The organism is Kitasatospora sp. NPDC051705 (genome assembly GCF_044453265.1).
Taxonomy (GTDB): Bacteria; Actinomycetota; Actinomycetes; order Streptomycetales; family Streptomycetaceae; genus Kitasatospora.
The window spans coordinates 1-15,093 of sequence record NZ_JBITCO010000002.1 but is presented as its reverse complement, the minus strand read 5'-3'; the positions used below and the strand labels follow the sequence as shown (position 1 = coordinate 15,093).

At 75.4% G+C, this 15,093-nt stretch carries 14 protein-coding genes; 7 read left to right on the top strand and 7 right to left on the bottom strand.

The features are described 5' to 3' along the window. Positions 1 to 17 precede the first annotated feature (17 nt). The 3 genes from ACIA8Q_RS02755 to ACIA8Q_RS02745 all read right to left on the bottom strand — a co-directional run bounded on the left by ACIA8Q_RS02755 (position 18) and on the right by ACIA8Q_RS02745 (position 2,344). Entirely contained in the window at positions 18 to 965 is a 948-nt protein-coding gene (locus ACIA8Q_RS02755; protein ID WP_396316662.1) for a cobalamin biosynthesis protein CbiX, read from the bottom strand. A 3-nt stretch (positions 966 to 968) separates the two neighbouring features. Continuing rightward, the gene (locus ACIA8Q_RS02750) at positions 969 to 1,274 is read right to left on the bottom strand and encodes an urease subunit gamma (RefSeq protein WP_360205047.1); all 306 of its coding nucleotides are present in this window, start codon (positions 1,272 to 1,274) and stop codon (positions 969 to 971) included. Positions 1,275 to 1,474: 200 nt separating this feature from the next. Continuing rightward, the gene (locus ACIA8Q_RS02745) at positions 1,475 to 2,344 is read right to left on the bottom strand and encodes an urea transporter (protein ID WP_396316661.1); all 870 of its coding nucleotides are present in this window, start codon (positions 2,342 to 2,344) and stop codon (positions 1,475 to 1,477) included. Between the two features lie 685 nt (positions 2,345 to 3,029). On the opposite strand from ACIA8Q_RS02745, the gene ACIA8Q_RS02740 reads away from it, so the two are divergent. After that, a complete protein-coding gene (locus ACIA8Q_RS02740) occupies positions 3,030 to 3,563 on the top strand; it encodes a SigE family RNA polymerase sigma factor (RefSeq protein ID WP_360205041.1) in 534 nt (177 codons plus the stop codon). Next, positions 3,560 to 4,501: a hypothetical protein gene (locus ACIA8Q_RS02735; RefSeq protein WP_360205038.1), complete on the top strand. Its 942-nt coding sequence runs from the start codon at positions 3,560 to 3,562 to the stop codon at positions 4,499 to 4,501. Before ACIA8Q_RS02740 ends, ACIA8Q_RS02735 begins: the two co-directional genes overlap by 4 nt. Positions 4,502 to 4,557: 56 nt before the next feature. Here the strand turns inward: ACIA8Q_RS02735 and ACIA8Q_RS02730 are convergent, their stop codons facing one another. After that, positions 4,558 to 5,772 (bottom strand): glycosyltransferase, encoded by a 1,215-nt coding sequence (locus ACIA8Q_RS02730; protein ID WP_360205035.1) that lies wholly within the window; start codon positions 5,770 to 5,772, stop codon positions 4,558 to 4,560. A 180-nt stretch (positions 5,773 to 5,952) separates the two neighbouring features. Continuing rightward, positions 5,953 to 6,252, bottom strand: a complete 300-nt coding sequence (locus ACIA8Q_RS02725) for a hypothetical protein (protein WP_360205033.1) — start codon at positions 6,250 to 6,252, stop codon at positions 5,953 to 5,955. A gap of 423 nt (positions 6,253 to 6,675) precedes the next feature. Between ACIA8Q_RS02725 and ACIA8Q_RS02720 the strand changes: the two genes are divergently transcribed. The 5 genes from ACIA8Q_RS02720 to ACIA8Q_RS02700 all read left to right on the top strand — a co-directional run bounded on the left by ACIA8Q_RS02720 (position 6,676) and on the right by ACIA8Q_RS02700 (position 12,505). Further along, the gene (locus ACIA8Q_RS02720; protein WP_396316660.1) at positions 6,676 to 9,822 is read left to right on the top strand and encodes a nitrate- and nitrite sensing domain-containing protein; all 3,147 of its coding nucleotides are present in this window, start codon (positions 6,676 to 6,678) and stop codon (positions 9,820 to 9,822) included. Further along, on the top strand, positions 9,819 to 10,292 hold the full coding sequence (locus tag ACIA8Q_RS02715) for a roadblock/LC7 domain-containing protein (RefSeq protein ID WP_360205029.1): 474 nt from the start codon (positions 9,819 to 9,821) through the stop codon (positions 10,290 to 10,292). Before ACIA8Q_RS02720 ends, ACIA8Q_RS02715 begins: the two co-directional genes overlap by 4 nt. Positions 10,293 to 10,390: 98 nt before the next feature. After that, complete coding sequence (locus ACIA8Q_RS02710; protein ID WP_360205450.1) at positions 10,391 to 10,756, top strand: DUF742 domain-containing protein; 366 nt, start codon at positions 10,391 to 10,393, stop codon at positions 10,754 to 10,756. A 3-nt stretch (positions 10,757 to 10,759) separates the two neighbouring features. Beyond that, positions 10,760 to 11,347, top strand: coding sequence for an ATP/GTP-binding protein (locus ACIA8Q_RS02705; protein ID WP_360205026.1), 588 nt, complete (start codon positions 10,760 to 10,762; stop codon positions 11,345 to 11,347). A 24-nt stretch (positions 11,348 to 11,371) separates the two neighbouring features. Then, positions 11,372 to 12,505 (top strand): FAD-dependent monooxygenase, encoded by a 1,134-nt coding sequence (locus ACIA8Q_RS02700; protein WP_360205024.1) that lies wholly within the window; start codon positions 11,372 to 11,374, stop codon positions 12,503 to 12,505. A gap of 52 nt (positions 12,506 to 12,557) precedes the next feature. Here ACIA8Q_RS02700 and ACIA8Q_RS02695 read toward each other — a convergent pair whose 3' ends face one another. Together ACIA8Q_RS02695 and ACIA8Q_RS02690 are read right to left on the bottom strand one after the other, a co-directional pair. Further along, positions 12,558 to 13,346, bottom strand: a complete 789-nt coding sequence (locus ACIA8Q_RS02695) for a serine hydrolase (protein WP_360205022.1) — start codon at positions 13,344 to 13,346, stop codon at positions 12,558 to 12,560. Positions 13,347 to 13,438: 92 nt separating this feature from the next. Next, on the bottom strand, positions 13,439 to 14,644 hold the full coding sequence (locus tag ACIA8Q_RS02690) for a Cys-Gln thioester bond-forming surface protein (protein ID WP_396316659.1): 1,206 nt from the start codon (positions 14,642 to 14,644) through the stop codon (positions 13,439 to 13,441). Between the last annotated feature and the right edge of the window lie 449 nt (positions 14,645 to 15,093).

Below are 15,093 nucleotides of genomic sequence, written 5' to 3'. Positions count from 1 at the left end.
CCTTCCTCTCTGTCGGTTCAGTGCTGTGGGGGCTGGGTGTGGACGTGGCGGTGCCCGTGCGGGAGTGGGGCCGGGAGGCGGCCGCCGGAGGGGACGGGAACGGCGGCGGGAACGGGGACGGGTGCTTGGAGCCGGTGGCCGTGGGTGTGGGTGTGGCCGTGGGTCCCTCCGGGGCCGTGACCGTGGGTGTGCGCGCCGCCCGGCCCGTGGCTGTGCGCGTAGCCGTGCCCGTGCTCGGCGTCGGGGCCGGCCAGGATGCCGTCCTCGCCGTGGCCCAGCAGGTGCAGCGCCGCCGCCGTGCGGGCCGCGACCACGCCCGCGATCGCGGCCGGCCCCAGCAGCGGCCCGCCGTCCCGCACCCCGGGCAGTCCGGCGCGCAGGGCCGGCCCGAAGGAGGCCGGGACGGCCGTGACGGTGCGGGCGCCGAGCAGGCGGCAGCGTTCCGCGCCCTCGGCCGGGTCCGGGTCGCCGCCCGCGAAGGCCACCTCCACCCAGCGGTGGCGCCCGTACTGGCGGACCAGCCGGGCGGTCCGGAACAGGTCGGCGTCCTCGAACGGCCCGGCCGCCGGAGCGGTGACAAGCAGGGCGCCCCCGGGGCCCGGTCCGTCGGCGCCGTGCGCACCGGCCGCGGCCCGCAGCCAGCCGACCAGGTGGTCCCGGCCGCCGAACGGTTCGGTGAGGGCCAGCCGGCCCCGGACCTCGCCGTCGGCGAGCCAGCGCAGGGCCCGGGCGGCGTCGGCGACCAGCCCCGGGTCACGCCCGAGGGTCATCGGGACGACGCAGACCGGGCCGTCGGCGGCGGCCAGCGCCGAGCGGACGGCCTCGGCGAGCGGGCGGCCCACGGCGGCCGCGGCGTGCACGGTGGGCTCGCGCTCCACCAGGGCGGCCAGGTCCCGGCCGCCGTCGCTCTCGTGCCCGCCGGCCAGCACCACGGTGGCGGCCGGCGCGGCGTGGCGTCGGGTCATGGCTCAGGCACCCACCGGGTCGTGGCAGGACACCAGCTTCGTGCCGTCCAGGAAGGCCGCCTCCACCTGGAGCAGCGGCAGCATCTCGCGGACGCCGGGCATGACGTCCGCGCCGCCGACGACCTGCTTGCCGATCTCCATGCACTCGGCGACGGTGCGGCCGTCCCGGGCGCCCTCCATGATCGCCTCGCTGATCAGCGCGCAGGCCTCGCTGTAGTTCAGTTTCACGCCGCGCTCACGGCGCTTCCGGGCCAGGTCGGCCACGACGTAGATGTAGAGCTTGTCCATCTCCCGCGGGGCGAGATTCACGGGGAACCACTCTTCCTTTCCGCTTCCCGGATGCGGCCCGGACGGACGGGCCCATGGCGAACGGGCCTTCGGCGAACGGGCGCGTGGCCGAAGGTCTTCGACTGAACGATGTGTGGCTGAGATGTGTGGCTGACGGTGCGTTGCTGGCGGTGCGTTGACGATCCCCGGCGAACGAGCGGTCGGACCCCGCCGGTCGCCGGTCAGGCCCTGCGCAGGCGGGGGACGGCCGGGACGGCCGCCAGGAACAGCATGGTCGTCAGGACGAACGGCCAGGTGAAGGCGTGGCCACCGAGGGGCGCGGAAGCCGCGGCGAGCGCCGGGGTCAGGACGGTGGCGCCGGCCGCGCCGAGCACGGCGTAGGCCGCGCTCCAACGGCTCCGGGCCACGAACACCCCGCACAGCGCCATCGCGGTCAGCACCCCGCTGTAGCCGTACAGCCCCTGGCCGACGGCCTCCGCGGGCGCGCCGAGCGCCCAGGCGGTGAGCAGGCCCGTCGCGCTGCCCGCGCAGGCCAGCAGGCCCGCGAGCCGGTCGGCCGCGACGATGCCGGCCAGGAACAGCAGGCCGACGTACCACTGCGGCATGAAGAAGACCTGACCGATGTTCGCGAAGAACCCCTGCCACAACTCCTCCCAGCCCAGTTCGGTCGTGCCGGTCGCCGGGCCGGGCAGCGCCGCCGGGCCGGCGGCGCCGTGCCAGAGTCGCCGGAAGCCGGGCGCCGCGACCGTGATCGCACCGGCGACCAGGCAGAACGGCGCGGTCAGCGCGGGCAGGCCGCGGCCGGAGAGCAGCGCGCCGAGGCCCGCGGTGACGACGACCGCGACGGCGGCCCCGACCACCGCCACCAACACGGTCGCCGGGTGGTCGGGTCCGAGGAACACCGCGCACGCCAGGGCCACCAGGCACCCGTTGTACCCCTGCAGACCGGCCGCCACGGTGCTCCGCGCCAGCCCGAGGCCGTACGCGGCGCCGGTGGCGACCGCACTGCCCAGCAGGCCGTAGAGGCCGTACCGCCAGCCGGCCGCGAACAGCGCCGCCACGAAGAACAGTCCGCACACGGCGGACGGCATGAAATCGACCTGGGCGACGCCGCGCAGTACCTCGACGACCAATCCGACCGACCGGGGGCGGGCGACCTCCGGATCCCCCGACCCACCCTTTTCCTGACCCATACGTCGCATCTATTCCCGCTACGAAAGTCCACGGCATGGCGAATATCCCTCCGAGCCGCTCGACTTACCCACGAGCCCCGCCCGGCGATTCCTCCGGAACCGTACTCCTGCGGATTGCCGACATGCTTGCACACGACCGGTTACAGCCGTATGGCGAAGCGTGATCACCCCGCCTCTGAGCTGCAACATTTTGTTGAAGAGGCAGGTCGGAGGCGGTCCGGGCCGAGTGCATTCTTTGCGAAGTTTTACTCGCGACCGTCGAGAACGAGAAGGTGGCCATGCCCGGGAATTCGCCACGAAGCCCCACCCCCCGGGCAATTCGGGCGCCCGTCCCGCACCTCCGGAGGTGACGCCGACCGCCCGTGTGACGGGAATGTGTCCACCGTGCGTCGAAGGCCGTTCGCGTTCCCGGATACGCTCCTCCCGCGTCCGGTGGGCGGACGGGAAAGGGCCCCGCCCCGCCTTGCCCCGGCCCCGACACCGGTTCGGCCCCGGACCGCCGCCGACGCCGCGCCGGCCCGCCCCGGCGCCGGAGTAAGCGGTTTCCCCCGCCCCCGGGCTCTAGGGGGGTGAGGAGGTGCTCATGGGAGAAACGAAGACCGACCGGGACGAGGAGTTCCAGGCCTTCATCGTCGGGGCCTGGCCACGCCTGATCCGCACGGCCTACCTGCTGGCCGGCGAGCAGTACGCGGCGGAGGACCTGGTGCAGTCCGCGGCGGAGAAGGCCTGCGCGTCCTGGGCGAAGGTCCGCCGGGCCGGGGACCCGTACGCCTACGTGCGGCGGATCCTGGTGAACCAGCACGCCCGCCGCTGGCGGCGCCGACCGCCCGAACTGCTCGTCGACGTCCTGCCGGACGCGCCCGGCGTCGAGGACGGCTTCGCGCGGTCCGAACAGCGCGGGGAACTGCTGGCCGCGCTCGCCACCCTGCCGGCCCGCCAGCGCGAGGCCGTGGTGCTGCGGCACTGGGAGGACCTGAGCGACAGCCAGGCCGCCGTCGCGATGGGCTGCTCGGTGGGAGCCGTGCGCAGCCACGCGGCGAAGGGGATAGCCAAGCTGCGCGAGGTCGCGGCACTGAAGGAACTCAAGGGCATGGCACGCATCGGAGGTGCGGTATGAGCACGGGCGGGGACAACGCGGCGTTCGGCGCGGGCACGGCGGCGGACGGCACCGACGCGTGGGTCGGCCGCGGACTGGCCGACGCGGCGACGGGCGCCAGGATCGGCTCCGTCCCGCTGCCGGACATCATGGCCGGCGGCCGGCGGATCCGGCGCCGCCGGCGCACCATGGTCGGCGCGCTCGCCCTGGCCGCCACCGTGGCGCTGGCCGGCGGCGTGACGGCCACGCTGCACCCGGGCCCCGGCGGGGCGCCGCAGCCGCTCGTCGCGGCGAACTCCGGCCCCGCCACCGGCACCGGGGCCGCCCCGGCCACCGATCGGGCCCCGACGACCGCGCCCGCCGCGAAGGACCCGTTCACCCCCGTCCGGGTGGTCATCGGCCAGGGCACCGTCGACGGCAAGGAGTGGAAGCTGTGGCAGGCGGTCTGGCCGGCCGCCCCGAAGGAGCGGGCGTACGAGCAGGCCCTGGCCGTCTGGCAGGAGCGCAACGCCGTCGACCCGACCGTCGAGAAGCCGACCACCGACTTCGTCCAGCACTACTGGTCGACCACGGAGGACGTGGTCAACACGTACGCCACGCTGGACGGGGTGCGCCAGAAGTACGACTCCCAGGGCAGCTTCCCCGACGCGGCCCACTTCGACCCGCGGGACGGCGACTACATCGGGGGCGGCGTCATCGGCCCCCGGAGCAAGGACGGCACCCCCGGCCCGCTCCCGATCCGGCTGGCCAGCGTCACCGCCGGCCCGAACGTCGGCCGGATCGTGGTGACCTGGACGGACGGCACCGTCCTCGAACCGCAGCTGGTCCCGGTCGGCGACACCCCGTACCGCCACGTGGTGGTGCCCGAGCAGCCGGGCCGGAAGGTGCAGTCCTGGCAGTTCTTCGCCAAGGACGGCACCGGGATCCCGGACTCCGGCCTGAAGCTGCTCACCGAGTAGCCCCGCCCCGCGCCGCGGTGCCCACCCCGCGCCGACTTCCCACTCCGCCGCGGCGCTCAGGCCCCGGGCCGGACCAGGAGGTCCGCGGCGACCGCCGTTCCGTCGGTGCGGACGGTGCCGGCCACGGCGGCGGCCCGGGCCCGCACCTCCGGGGTCAGCGCCTCCCCGAGCGCGGCGGACAGGGACTCCACCGTCGGCGTCGCCCCGTCGTGGGCCACGCCGACGCCCAACGCGGCCACCCGGCCCGCCCAGTAGGGCTGGTCCACGATCTGCGGCACCACCACCTGGGGCGCACCCGCCCGGGTGGCCGTCGTCGTCGTGCCCGCGCCGCCGTGGTGCACCGCGGCCGCCACCCGCCCGAACAGGGCCTGCTGGTTGACCTCGCCGACCACGAAGCAGTCGTCCCGCCCGTCGCCGTGGCCCAGTTCGGCCCAGCCACGGGCGATCACCACGCGGCGGCCCTGCGCGCGCACCGCCGCCACGGCCACCTCGGCGACGTCCTGCGCGCCGCGCATCGGCATGCTGCCGAAGCCCACGTACACCGGGGGCTCGCCGGCGTCGAGGAAGGCCACCAGGTCGGCCGGGAGCGGGCGTTCGTCCGGCAGGATCCACGCGCCGGTCTGCACGACGTCGAGGCCCGGCGCCTGCCGCCACGGGTCCAGCACCGGGTCCGTCGCCAGCCAGGGCCGCGCGGTGAGGACGTGGTCACGGACGTTGTCCACCGGCGGCAGGCCCACCGACACCCGGTGGCCGTTGACGGCCTCGCCGAACAGCGCGTTCATCGTCCCGACGTTCAGCGCCCACAGCTCCGCGTTGTCGGTCACCTCCGGCGGGTACGGCCGGCCGGGGTACTGGAACGGCGGGTGGTGCGGGGAGGGCAGGACGGTCGGCTGGAGCGCCAGGTAGGCGTAGCGCAGGCCCAGCTTCTCGGCCGCCGACCGTGCCCCGGCCGCTGCGGGGAACAGGCCGGTCGCCACCACCGCGTCCCCAGGCCCCGCCCCGGCGGAGACCGCGTCGTAGAACTGCGCGACCAGGTCGGCCGCGCGCCGGGGCAGTTCCGAGGACGCGGGCGGCGGCCCCGTCACCAGCGAGCGCACCGAGAGGCCGGTCGGCACCATCTCCACGCCGACGGCGTCCAGTTGCGCCGCGAACTCCTCGTCCGGCGGCGCGCACACCCGCACCTGCGCACCGAGCTCCCGCAGCCGCACCGCCAGTCCGGCCAACGGCTGGACGTCCCCCCGCGACCCGTACGTCGCCAGCACCACGCGCATCCGTGAATCTCCCGTTCCCCCAGGCAGCGATCTTGACCCGGCGATTCTGCGGCACCACCGGGGCCTTGCCGCAAGACCCCCCGTGCGCTATACGTTGAGAGTGGAGAGGGGTGATCACCCCTCCGCCGCGAGCGCCCGGACGTGCGGATCCCGCGGGGGCGCTGGGGAGCCCACGGGCCGTCAGGGGGTGGCGCGGCCGATCGCGCGCAGGACGTCGGCGAGCCAGACCAGGTGGTGGCCCACGGCGCGGTCCGGGTCGGCGAGCAGGGCCTCCAGGTGCTGCCACGACTCCGAGAGCTGTCCGATCGTCAGGGCCGGGGGCCCGGCGTACACCTCGTGGAGCTCGCCGCCGGGGACGGACCAGAAGTAGTCCTCGTCGAGCGCCACCCGGTCGCCGGTCGAGGCCTCCACGTGCCGCAGGGCCAGGTCGAGGACTCGGCGGAGGCCGTCGGTCGGGATGTGCAGGGGTTCGCCGGTCATGGCCGCCATCGTGCCGCAGCCGCGCGGGCGGCCCCTCTCCGGGGCGGCCCCGCGGGTGATGGCGGGGCGGGCACGGAAAGTGACGACACAGAGTTTTCACACGGAGTCCACCCGCAGGGCGGTGACCAGCACTGACACTCTGTCAACAGGCCGCGAACTGGGATGCTTCGAGTGCGCACGGTCAACGACCAGGTGACATTGTGTCGGGAGCGTGTGCGTGGACCGTCCGGACGGCGAACACACTTTCACTCCAATCACACGGTATGACTAGTATCGCCTCGTCAAAAGCCCGTGCCCGACGGCCCGGCCCCGACCCGGCCGGCCGCCAGCCCCAAGGAGTCTGCTCTGCGCGCGCGTGCGAATCGGCGGCCCCCGACGCCGAAGGCCCCCCGCAGGCGTCCACGCCTGTCACTGCGGACGGCGTTGCTCGTCCTCGCAGTCGTCCCCAGCGTCGCCCTCGCCGTCCTGTGGGCGGTCACCAGCGGCCAGACGGTCTTCGACTTCCAGCGCCAGGCCGGCCAGGGACTGCTCGCGCAGAAGGCCGGCCAGCCGTCCAACATCGTCTACTACAACCTCCAGGAGGAGCGCCGGCTCAGCGCCGAGGCGCTCGCCCGGCCCGGCGCCAACGCCGACCAGCTGCGCCGCCAGCGCCAGCAGACCGACGACGCGGTCCGCCAGTTCCAGACCCTCTCCGGCGAGACCGCCGACAACGCCCCCGAAGAGGTCCGCACCGCCGTCGCCGAGGCCCGCCAGGCCCTCGGCCGACTCGCCGAGCAGCGCGCCGCCGTCGACCGGGGCTCGATCGACCAGCAGTCCCTGTTCGCGTACTACACCGACCTGATCGCCGTCGACCTGCGGCTGTTCACCGCGCTCAGCCACGTCGACACCGGCGAGGTCACCTGGATCTCCAAGACCCTGGTCAACGCCTTCTGGGCCAAGGAGATGCTCGCCCGCGAGGACGCCCTGCTGGCCCGCGGCTGGCCCACCGGCCGGCTCGCGACCGCCGACTACCAGCAGGTCGAACAGGCCATCGGCGCGCAGGAACACCTCTTCACCGTCCAGGTCGTCCCGTACGTGCCGGACGCCGAGGCGCCCGCCTGGCGCGACCTGATGAACAGCCCCGCCTGGCAGGCCAAGACGGCCGTCGAACAGTCGCTCACCCGGCCCGCCGGCGCCGAGACCAACGGCACCGTCAGGCTCCCCGCCGCGCAGGACCAGTGGCGCCAGGCCGTGGACCAGCTCAACCCGCAACTGATCAAGGCCATCGAGACCCGCACCAGCGGAATCGTCGACGTCGGCAAGGGCACCATCCTCTCCCTGCTCACCCGGGTCGTGCTGACCACGGTGGTCGGCCTGATCACCGTCGTCGCGGTGATCACCGCCTCCTGGCGCCTCAGCCGCTCGCTGCGCCGCCGCATCAAGGAACTGCACACGCAGGCCGAGGAGATGGAGCGCACCCTGCCCGAGGTGGTGGAGCGCCTCGGCCGCGGCGAGCCGGTCGACGCCGAGGCCGAGAGCCGCAGCATCACCGCCGGCCCGCACGGCAACGGCACCGACGAGCTGGCCCGGCTCGGCCAGGCGCTCAACCTGGCCCGGTCCGCCGCCGTCGAGGCCGCCGTCCGGCAGGCCGAGCAGCACCGCGGCTTCGAACGGCTGCTGCAGCGCATCGCCCGCCGCACCCAGCTGCTGATCGGCCGCCAGCTGCGCAAGCTCGACGAGCTGGAGCGCCGGCACGAGGACCCGGAGGTCCTGGAGGGCCTGTTCGACCTCGACCACCTCACCGCCCGGCTGCGCCGCTACGAGGAGAACCTCGTCATCATGGCCGGCGGCCAGCCGCAGCGGCGCTGGCGCAAGCCCGTCCCGCTGCTGGACGTGCTGCGCGCCGCCCAGGGCGAGGTGCAGGACTATCGCCGGATCCTGCTCGACGTCGAGGGGCACCCGTGGCTGTCCGAGCGGGCCGTCGGCCCGGTCGCGCACGTCCTCGCCGAGCTGATGGAGAACGCCACCACGTTCTCCAAGCCCCCCACCCCCGTGGAGGTCAGGGCCGCGATGGTCGGGCGCGGGCTCGCCGTCGAGATCGAGGACCGCGGGCTCGGCATGGACCCGGAGCAGTACGACGCGGCCAACGAGCTGATGAGCCGCCCGCCGCGCACCGACGTGCTGGCCCGGGCGGACGACATCCGGCTCGGTTTCCACGTCGTCGCCCGGCTCGCCGCCAACACCGGGCTGCGGATCGAGTTCCGGCCGTCGGCCTTCGGCGGCACCCGGGTGGTCGTGCTCGTCCCGGACGAGCTCGTCATCGACGGCGACGCGGGCCTGCCGGACGAGGGCTCCCCGGTGGAGCCGATCCCGCTGGTGCGGCGCTCGCGCAAGGCCCTGCTGACGGCCTCCGACGAGGCGCCGGAGCCGGCCCCGACCGGACCGCCGGTCGCCCCCGTCGACGCCTTCGGGGGCACCGACGCCCCCGGGCCGGTGGACGCCTTCGGGCAGGTGGACCCCTTCGGTCTGGCCCAGGACGGCCCGCAGCCGCGGCCGTTCGGCCGGGCACAGCCGTTCGGCGAGGCGCAGGCCCAGTCACAGGCGCAGGCCCAGGCTCAGTCACAAGCCCAGCCGCTCGGCCGGGCCGCGGACGGCGAGCACGCCCAGGCGTTCGGCCGGGCCCAGTACGGCGAGCGGACCCGGGCGCGGTTCGGCGACCGGCCCGGGCACCCGCCGGAGGCCGCGGCCGTCCCGGACGCCCCCGCCGGGCCCGCCCACGACACCGCGGACCTCGAGGAGGACCCGTCGGCCGCCCGGGTCTCCGGGGTCTCGCACCACGCCCCGGCCGACCCGCTCGGGCACGTCGAGTACCTGCGGCCCGAGGACCTCCCCGCCGCCGAGCCGCTGCCGTTCCCCGTCGCGTCCGCCGGGCAGCCGGACGAGGCCGCGGACGCACCGCTGTTCGGGCCGTCCGGGCAGCCGGCGGAACGGCCCGTCCAGCACGGCTCCCCCGCCGCCGAGGCCCCCACCGGGCGGGCCCCCTCGCACGACGCCCCCGCCTACCCGGACATCGCCTACGCCCGGGTCACCGCCGCCGAGGCTCCCTACGCCGACGAGCAGTACCGCCCGGCCGACCACTACCGGCTGGCCGAGCGCCGGCGCCGCGAGTACCCCTCCGCGGTGCCGCTCTCGCCAGCCGAGGGCGGGCAGGCCCCGCTGCCGCAGCGGGTGCGGCAGGCCAGTCTGGCCGCCGAGCTGCGCGTCCCGCCGCCGCCCCGGCAGGAGTGGGTCGACCCGGCCGGCGGGCCCCGCCCCGAGGCCTCCGGACCGGACACCGGAGCGGCCGGCGGCCCCGCCGGGGGCCCGTTCCAGCGCCCCGTCCGGCGCTCCGGTGCGACGATCGGCGCCTTCCAGCGCCAGTCCCGCGCCGCCCGCGCCCAGGACGGCGGCGAGCACCCGCTGCCCCGGGCCGCGACCCCGCCGGCTCCCCCCACCGACCTCGCCGGCCCCCCGACGCCCGCGCCCGGCCCCTCCCCCTGGGCCCTGCCGGCCGCGGACCCCCGAACGACACGAACGGATGACCAGTCATGAACCGCACGATCGCCACCCACCAGGACCTGGACTGGCTGCTGGACGGACTCGTCGACTCGGTGCCCGGGACCAGGAACGCCGTCCTGCTCTCCGACGACGGCCTCGTCGTCAGCCACTCCCGCAGCATCGAACGGGCCGACGCCGAGCGCCTGGCCGCCGTCGCCACCGGGCAGCAGAGCCTCGCCCGCGGCGTCGGCCAGCTCTTCGACGGCGGGCCCGTCCACCAGGTGATCGTGGAGCTCGCCGAGTGCTGGCTGTTCATCATCGCCGCCGCCCAGGGCACCCACCTGGCCGTCGTCGCCTCGCAGGAGGTGGACGCCGAGGTGATGTCCGTGGCCATGCACACCCTGGTGCAGCAGGTCGGCAAGAAGCTCAGCACCCCGGTGCGTCAGGACGCCGCCCCCGGTGCCCCGGCCGGCCCCGGCGCCCCGGCCGCCTTCGACGCCTTCGCGGCCCGGAACCGGGGCTGACGCCGGTGGGACCGCACGGGGCCGGCGAGCCGGCGCACGGCCGGGCACCGCACTGGAGCGAGCTGCCCGGCGAGGACGCGGAGGACGAGTCGGGCGTCATGGTGCGCCCCTACACCATCACCCGCGGCCGCACCGCCCCCGAACGCGACGACCTCACCCTGATCACCGTGCTCACCACCGTCGAGGAGGAGGCCGCCCGGGCCCTGGCGCGGGGCAGCCGCGCCGGTGCCCGCGGCCTCCAGCCCGAGCACCGGACGATCCTCGACCGCTGCCGGCGCCCGGCGGCGGTCGCCGAGGTGGCGGCCGGCCTGGACCTCCCGGTCTCGGTCACCAAGATCCTGCTGGGCGACCTGGTCGCCCAGGGCCTGCTGCGGGCCCGGGCGCCGCTCTCGGTGGCCCGCGCCGCCGGGGGCGTGGACCTCGGCCTGCTCACGGCCGTTCGCGAAGGACTCCGGAGACTCTGAACCATGGCGACACCCCACTCCAGCAGTGCCGTCGACGCGCCGGCCGCCGTCAAGATCCTCATCGCCGGCGGATTCGGCGTCGGCAAGACCACCCTGGTCGGCTCGGTCAGCGAGGTCACCCCGCTGCGCACCGAGGAGTACCTGACCCGGGCCAGCGTCGGCGTCGACGACCTGTCCGGCGTCGACCAGAAGGACACCACCACCGTCGCCCTGGACTTCGGCCGGATCACCGTCAACCCCGACCTCGTCGTCTACCTGTTCGGCACCCCCGGGCAGGAGCGGTTCTGGTTCATGTGGAACGACCTGGTCAACGGCGCCCTCGGCGGCATCGTCATCGCCGACACCAGGCGGCTCGACACCAGCTTCGCCTCCATCGACTTCTTCGAGAGCCGCGGCATCCCCTTCGTCGTCGCCATCAACTGCTTCCACAGCCACAACACCCGGACCCCGGACGAGATCCGGGCCGCCCTCGACCTCGACCCGCAGGTCCCGATGCTGCTCGGCGACGTCCGGGAACGCGCCTTCGGCCGTGACCTGCTGCTCGCCCTGGTCGACCACCTGATGGACCTCGCCGCCGCCCCCGTCGGCTGACCCGCCACCCCCTGGAGCCACCTCATGACCCCACCCCTGCGCGTCCTCGTCCACGGCGGCGGCATCGGCGGACTCACGCTCGCCACCGCCCTCGCCCGGCGCGGCCACCGGGTCGACGTCGCCGAACTGCGCGACCGCCCGGAGGCGCTCGGCGTCGGCATCATCCAGCCCTCCAACGCGCTGCACGTGATGCGCGCGATCGGCGTCCTCGACGACTGCCTCGCCGCCGGTTTCGAGTGGGAGGTGCTGACCATCTGCGACCCGGCCGGCGCCACCCTCGCCAGGATCCCGCAGCCGCGGATGGACGGCGCCCCCGCCAACAACGGCATCCCCCGCCCCGCGCTCGCCCGGGTGCTCGCCACCGCCGCCGCCGCGGCGGGCGCCACCGTCCGCTTCGGGACGACGATCGCGGAGCTCACCGACGACGGCAACGGGGTCGACGCCACCCTCACCGACGGCCACCACGACCGCTACGACCTCGTCGTCGGCTTCGACGGCATCGGCTCCCCGCTGCGCAGGCACCTGTACGGCGACGCCTACGCCCCCGAGTACACCGGCTTCGCCAACTGGCGCGTCACCCTGCCGCGTTCGCCCGAGGTGCAGGGCGTGGTGATGTCCGCCGGGAACCTCAGCGCCAAGGCGCTGCTCACCCCGATCAGCACGGAACTGATGTACCTGGGCTCGGTGTTCGCCGAGGCCGAGGACTTCCGCCCCGACCGGGAGCGCGCCCACGAGCAGCTCCACGAGCGGCTGGACGGCTTCGGCGGCCCCGTCGCCGAGGCCCTCGCCCAGGTCACCGACCCGGCCGCCGTGGTCTACACCCGGATCTCCCAGGTCACCGTCGAGGAGCCCTGGCACGTCGGCCGCATCGCCCTGGCCGGCGACGCCGCCCACGCCTCCACCCCGCACCTCGCCCAGGGCGCCGCGATGGCCGTCGAGGACGCCCTCGTCCTCGCCGAGAGCCTCGACGCGGCCGACGACGTCCCGGCCGCCCTCGCCGCCTGGGAGGAGCGCCGCCGCCCGCGCGCCCTCTGGGTCCAGTCGCTGTCCCGCGCCGTCCTCAAGCAGGAGACCGGCACGCCGACCACCGCGGAGGAGGACGAGCTCCTGAAGATCGGCATCCCGGGCGCCGCCCACGTGCTCGTCAAGCCGTACTGACGGCGGCCGCCGCACACCCGCACGCCGCCGGCCCGCCCGGGCCGGCGGCGCGTCACCGGCCTCGTGCCACCGGCCCCGCGGGCGGCGCGCCGCCGATCCCGTGCCGGCGCGCCCACACCGCCGCCGAGACCCGGGCCAGCAGCCGGGCCGCCGGATCGGCGCGGTCGCTGCCGTCGGCGAGCGGGCCGGAGTAGCAGACCGCGATCAGGTACGGCGGGCAGTCCGGCGGGTGCACCAGGCCCACGCAGTGCCGGGCACCCGGGATCCACCCGTTCTTGAACGCGATCCGGGTCCCGGGCGGCAGCCCCGCCGCCAAGTCCACCCGGAAGGAGTTGCGCTCCAGCAGCTCCAGCAGCGCCGGCTCGCCGGCGAGCGAGTGGAGGAGCCGCACGAGGTCACGGGCGCTGACCAGGTTGTGCACCCCGGCGTCGCGCGCCGCGTAGTCCTCGATGCCGCGCGGGCTCGCACTGCGGCTCGCGCCGGCCCGGCGCCACACCTGTGCGACCGCCGCCCGGTCGACCCGCGCCAGGCACAGGTTGGTGGCCAGGTTGGAGGAGTGCGTGATCATCCGTTCGGCGAGCAGCCGCAGCGGCACGTGGGTGCCCAGCAGCTCCCAGGGCAGCGGATCGCTGTCCCAGTCCGGATCGTTGCCGAACTCCCCGCCGACGACGGACCGGAAGCGGTTCACCACCGACACCTCGGCGTCGAGGTCCACCCCACTCCGGGCGAGCGCCGCCAGCACCGCCACCTTCATCGTGCTGGCGGCGTCGTGCAGTTCGTCCGGCGCACGCACGAACACCGGCTCCGCCCCCGCCCAGGGGGCCACCACCACGGACAGCATGCCGCCAGAGTAGGGGAGTCCGGGTCCGGTCGGGCGTTCGCCACGGAGTGGGAAGTCGAACCGGGCGACGTCCCGCTCCGTGGCGAACGCACTCAGACACCGTTGCGGCGGCGTCGGCGACGCTCGTGGACCACGACCACGAGACCGCCCGCCAGCAGCAGCCCGATGCCGGCACCGGCGGCCACCACGATGCCGCCGCTGGCGCCGGTGGAGGGGAGCACGCCCCCCGGGGTCCCGGAGGGCCCCGCGCCCGGAGCCGTGCCCGGGCTCACACCCGGCGTCACGCTCGGGCCCGTAGTCGGCGTCGGGCTCGGGCTCACACCCGGCGTCACGCCCGGGCCCGTACTCGGCGTCGGGCTCGGGCCCGTACTCGGCGTCACGCCCGGGCCCGTAGTCGGCGTCACGCCCGGGCCCGTACTCGGCGTCGGACCCGTACTCGGCGGCGGACCCGCGGTCGGGCCCGCACTCGGGCTCGCCGAATCGCTCGGGGTGGCGGTGGGCGACGGCGGGGAGGTGGCCGAGGTCCAACTCACCGCCAAGGTGGTGCCGGTGACGACCTTGTCGGCACCACTCGCCAGAAGCAGGTCCTGACTGTCCGGGCTCACCAGCGCCCGGCCCACCGGCGCCGGGACCGACGCAGTCGCCCTGATGGTCGCGCTACCGGCTTCGGCGCCCGCCGGAGCCTTCACGAAGACCGAGTCCCCGCTCATGGCGGGTGGACTCAGCCGGCCTCCCCCGTCGGACACGGCCTTCCCCGCCCGATCGGTCAGCACCACGCCCGCCGCGACCGCCGCCGGGTCCAGCGAGACGTCCACCGGATCCCCCGCGGAGGTGATCCCGATCGGACCGAGCACCGACCCGGCACTCCCGGACACCGCGCCGGGGGTGAGGGAGAGCGGAGCGGCCGGCTCAGGGGCGTCGACGGCATGCGTCGCCAGGTAGTCGGCGAGCCTGGCTCCGACCGGATCCCACGGGACGCCCGTGACGTGGTTGGTGATGCGCCAGATCGCGGCCTGGGTCGCCCCGGCCGCGCGCTGCGGGGAGATCTCGCCGCCCACCAGCTCGCCCAGCTCGCCCTCGGACACCGCCGGGTACCCGTGCTGCAGGATCCAGTTGACCTTCCCCGCATCGGGGTTGGCCCGGAGTGTCGGTACGTCGGACCGACCGCCCTCACGGTAGACCGAACCCGGGTTCAGTTCGGTCCGGGCGTCGAGGCAGTAGACGAACAACGTGCCGCCGTCGGCGGTCGTCACCTTGACCAGGCCCCCGATCCTCCCGTCGTCCTTCGCTTCGCCCAACCGGATGTAGTCACCGAGTCCCACGACCTCGGCCGCCGTGATGACCGTCCCCCCGGCACCACCGTCCGCCGCGGCAGCCTCCGTCGGCGCGGTTCCGCCGACCGTCAGCACTCCGGTCGCGAGCGCGGCAGCCGCCGCGCGGAGTGCGCATTTCCACGTCACTGCTGGTCCTTCCTGCTTGAGCCTCAGGCCTCGGCCATCGTGTTTTCGACCGGATCGGCGGTTCTCTCCGCCTCACCCTTCGCGGCACGGCGCTGCCCGGGTAGGGGGGTCCGCCCTGTCGCCCCATAGATCAGACCTATGACCCACCGCCCCGGCTTCCACCCCGGAGGGCGGGATCGAAACGCCGGGGGGGGGGGGGCCCCCCCCCCCCCCCCCCGCCCCCCCCCCCCCCCCCCCCCCCCAGCCCCCCCCCCCGGCCCCCCCCCACGAGCCCGCCGCGACGGAGG

Coding starts and splice junctions, on each gene's coding strand:
- ACIA8Q_RS02755 (WP_396316662.1), bottom strand. CDS start 965: ATGACCCGACGCCACGCCGCGCCGGCCGCCACCGTGGTGCTGGCCGGC.
- ACIA8Q_RS02745 (WP_396316661.1), bottom strand. CDS start 2,344: ATGCCGTCCGCCGTGTGCGGACTGTTCTTCGTGGCGGCGCTGTTCGCG.
- ACIA8Q_RS02740 (WP_360205041.1), top strand. CDS start 3,030: ATGGGAGAAACGAAGACCGACCGGGACGAGGAGTTCCAGGCCTTCATC.
- ACIA8Q_RS02735 (WP_360205038.1), top strand. CDS start 3,560: ATGAGCACGGGCGGGGACAACGCGGCGTTCGGCGCGGGCACGGCGGCG.
- ACIA8Q_RS02730 (WP_360205035.1), bottom strand. CDS start 5,772: ATGCGCGTGGTGCTGGCGACGTACGGGTCGCGGGGGGACGTCCAGCCG.
- ACIA8Q_RS02725 (WP_360205033.1), bottom strand. CDS start 6,252: ATGACCGGCGAACCCCTGCACATCCCGACCGACGGCCTCCGCCGAGTC.
- ACIA8Q_RS02715 (WP_360205029.1), top strand. CDS start 9,819: ATGAACCGCACGATCGCCACCCACCAGGACCTGGACTGGCTGCTGGAC.
- ACIA8Q_RS02710 (WP_360205450.1), top strand. CDS start 10,391: ATGGTGCGCCCCTACACCATCACCCGCGGCCGCACCGCCCCCGAACGC.
- ACIA8Q_RS02705 (WP_360205026.1), top strand. CDS start 10,760: ATGGCGACACCCCACTCCAGCAGTGCCGTCGACGCGCCGGCCGCCGTC.
- ACIA8Q_RS02700 (WP_360205024.1), top strand. CDS start 11,372: ATGACCCCACCCCTGCGCGTCCTCGTCCACGGCGGCGGCATCGGCGGA.
- ACIA8Q_RS02695 (WP_360205022.1), bottom strand. CDS start 13,346: ATGCTGTCCGTGGTGGTGGCCCCCTGGGCGGGGGCGGAGCCGGTGTTC.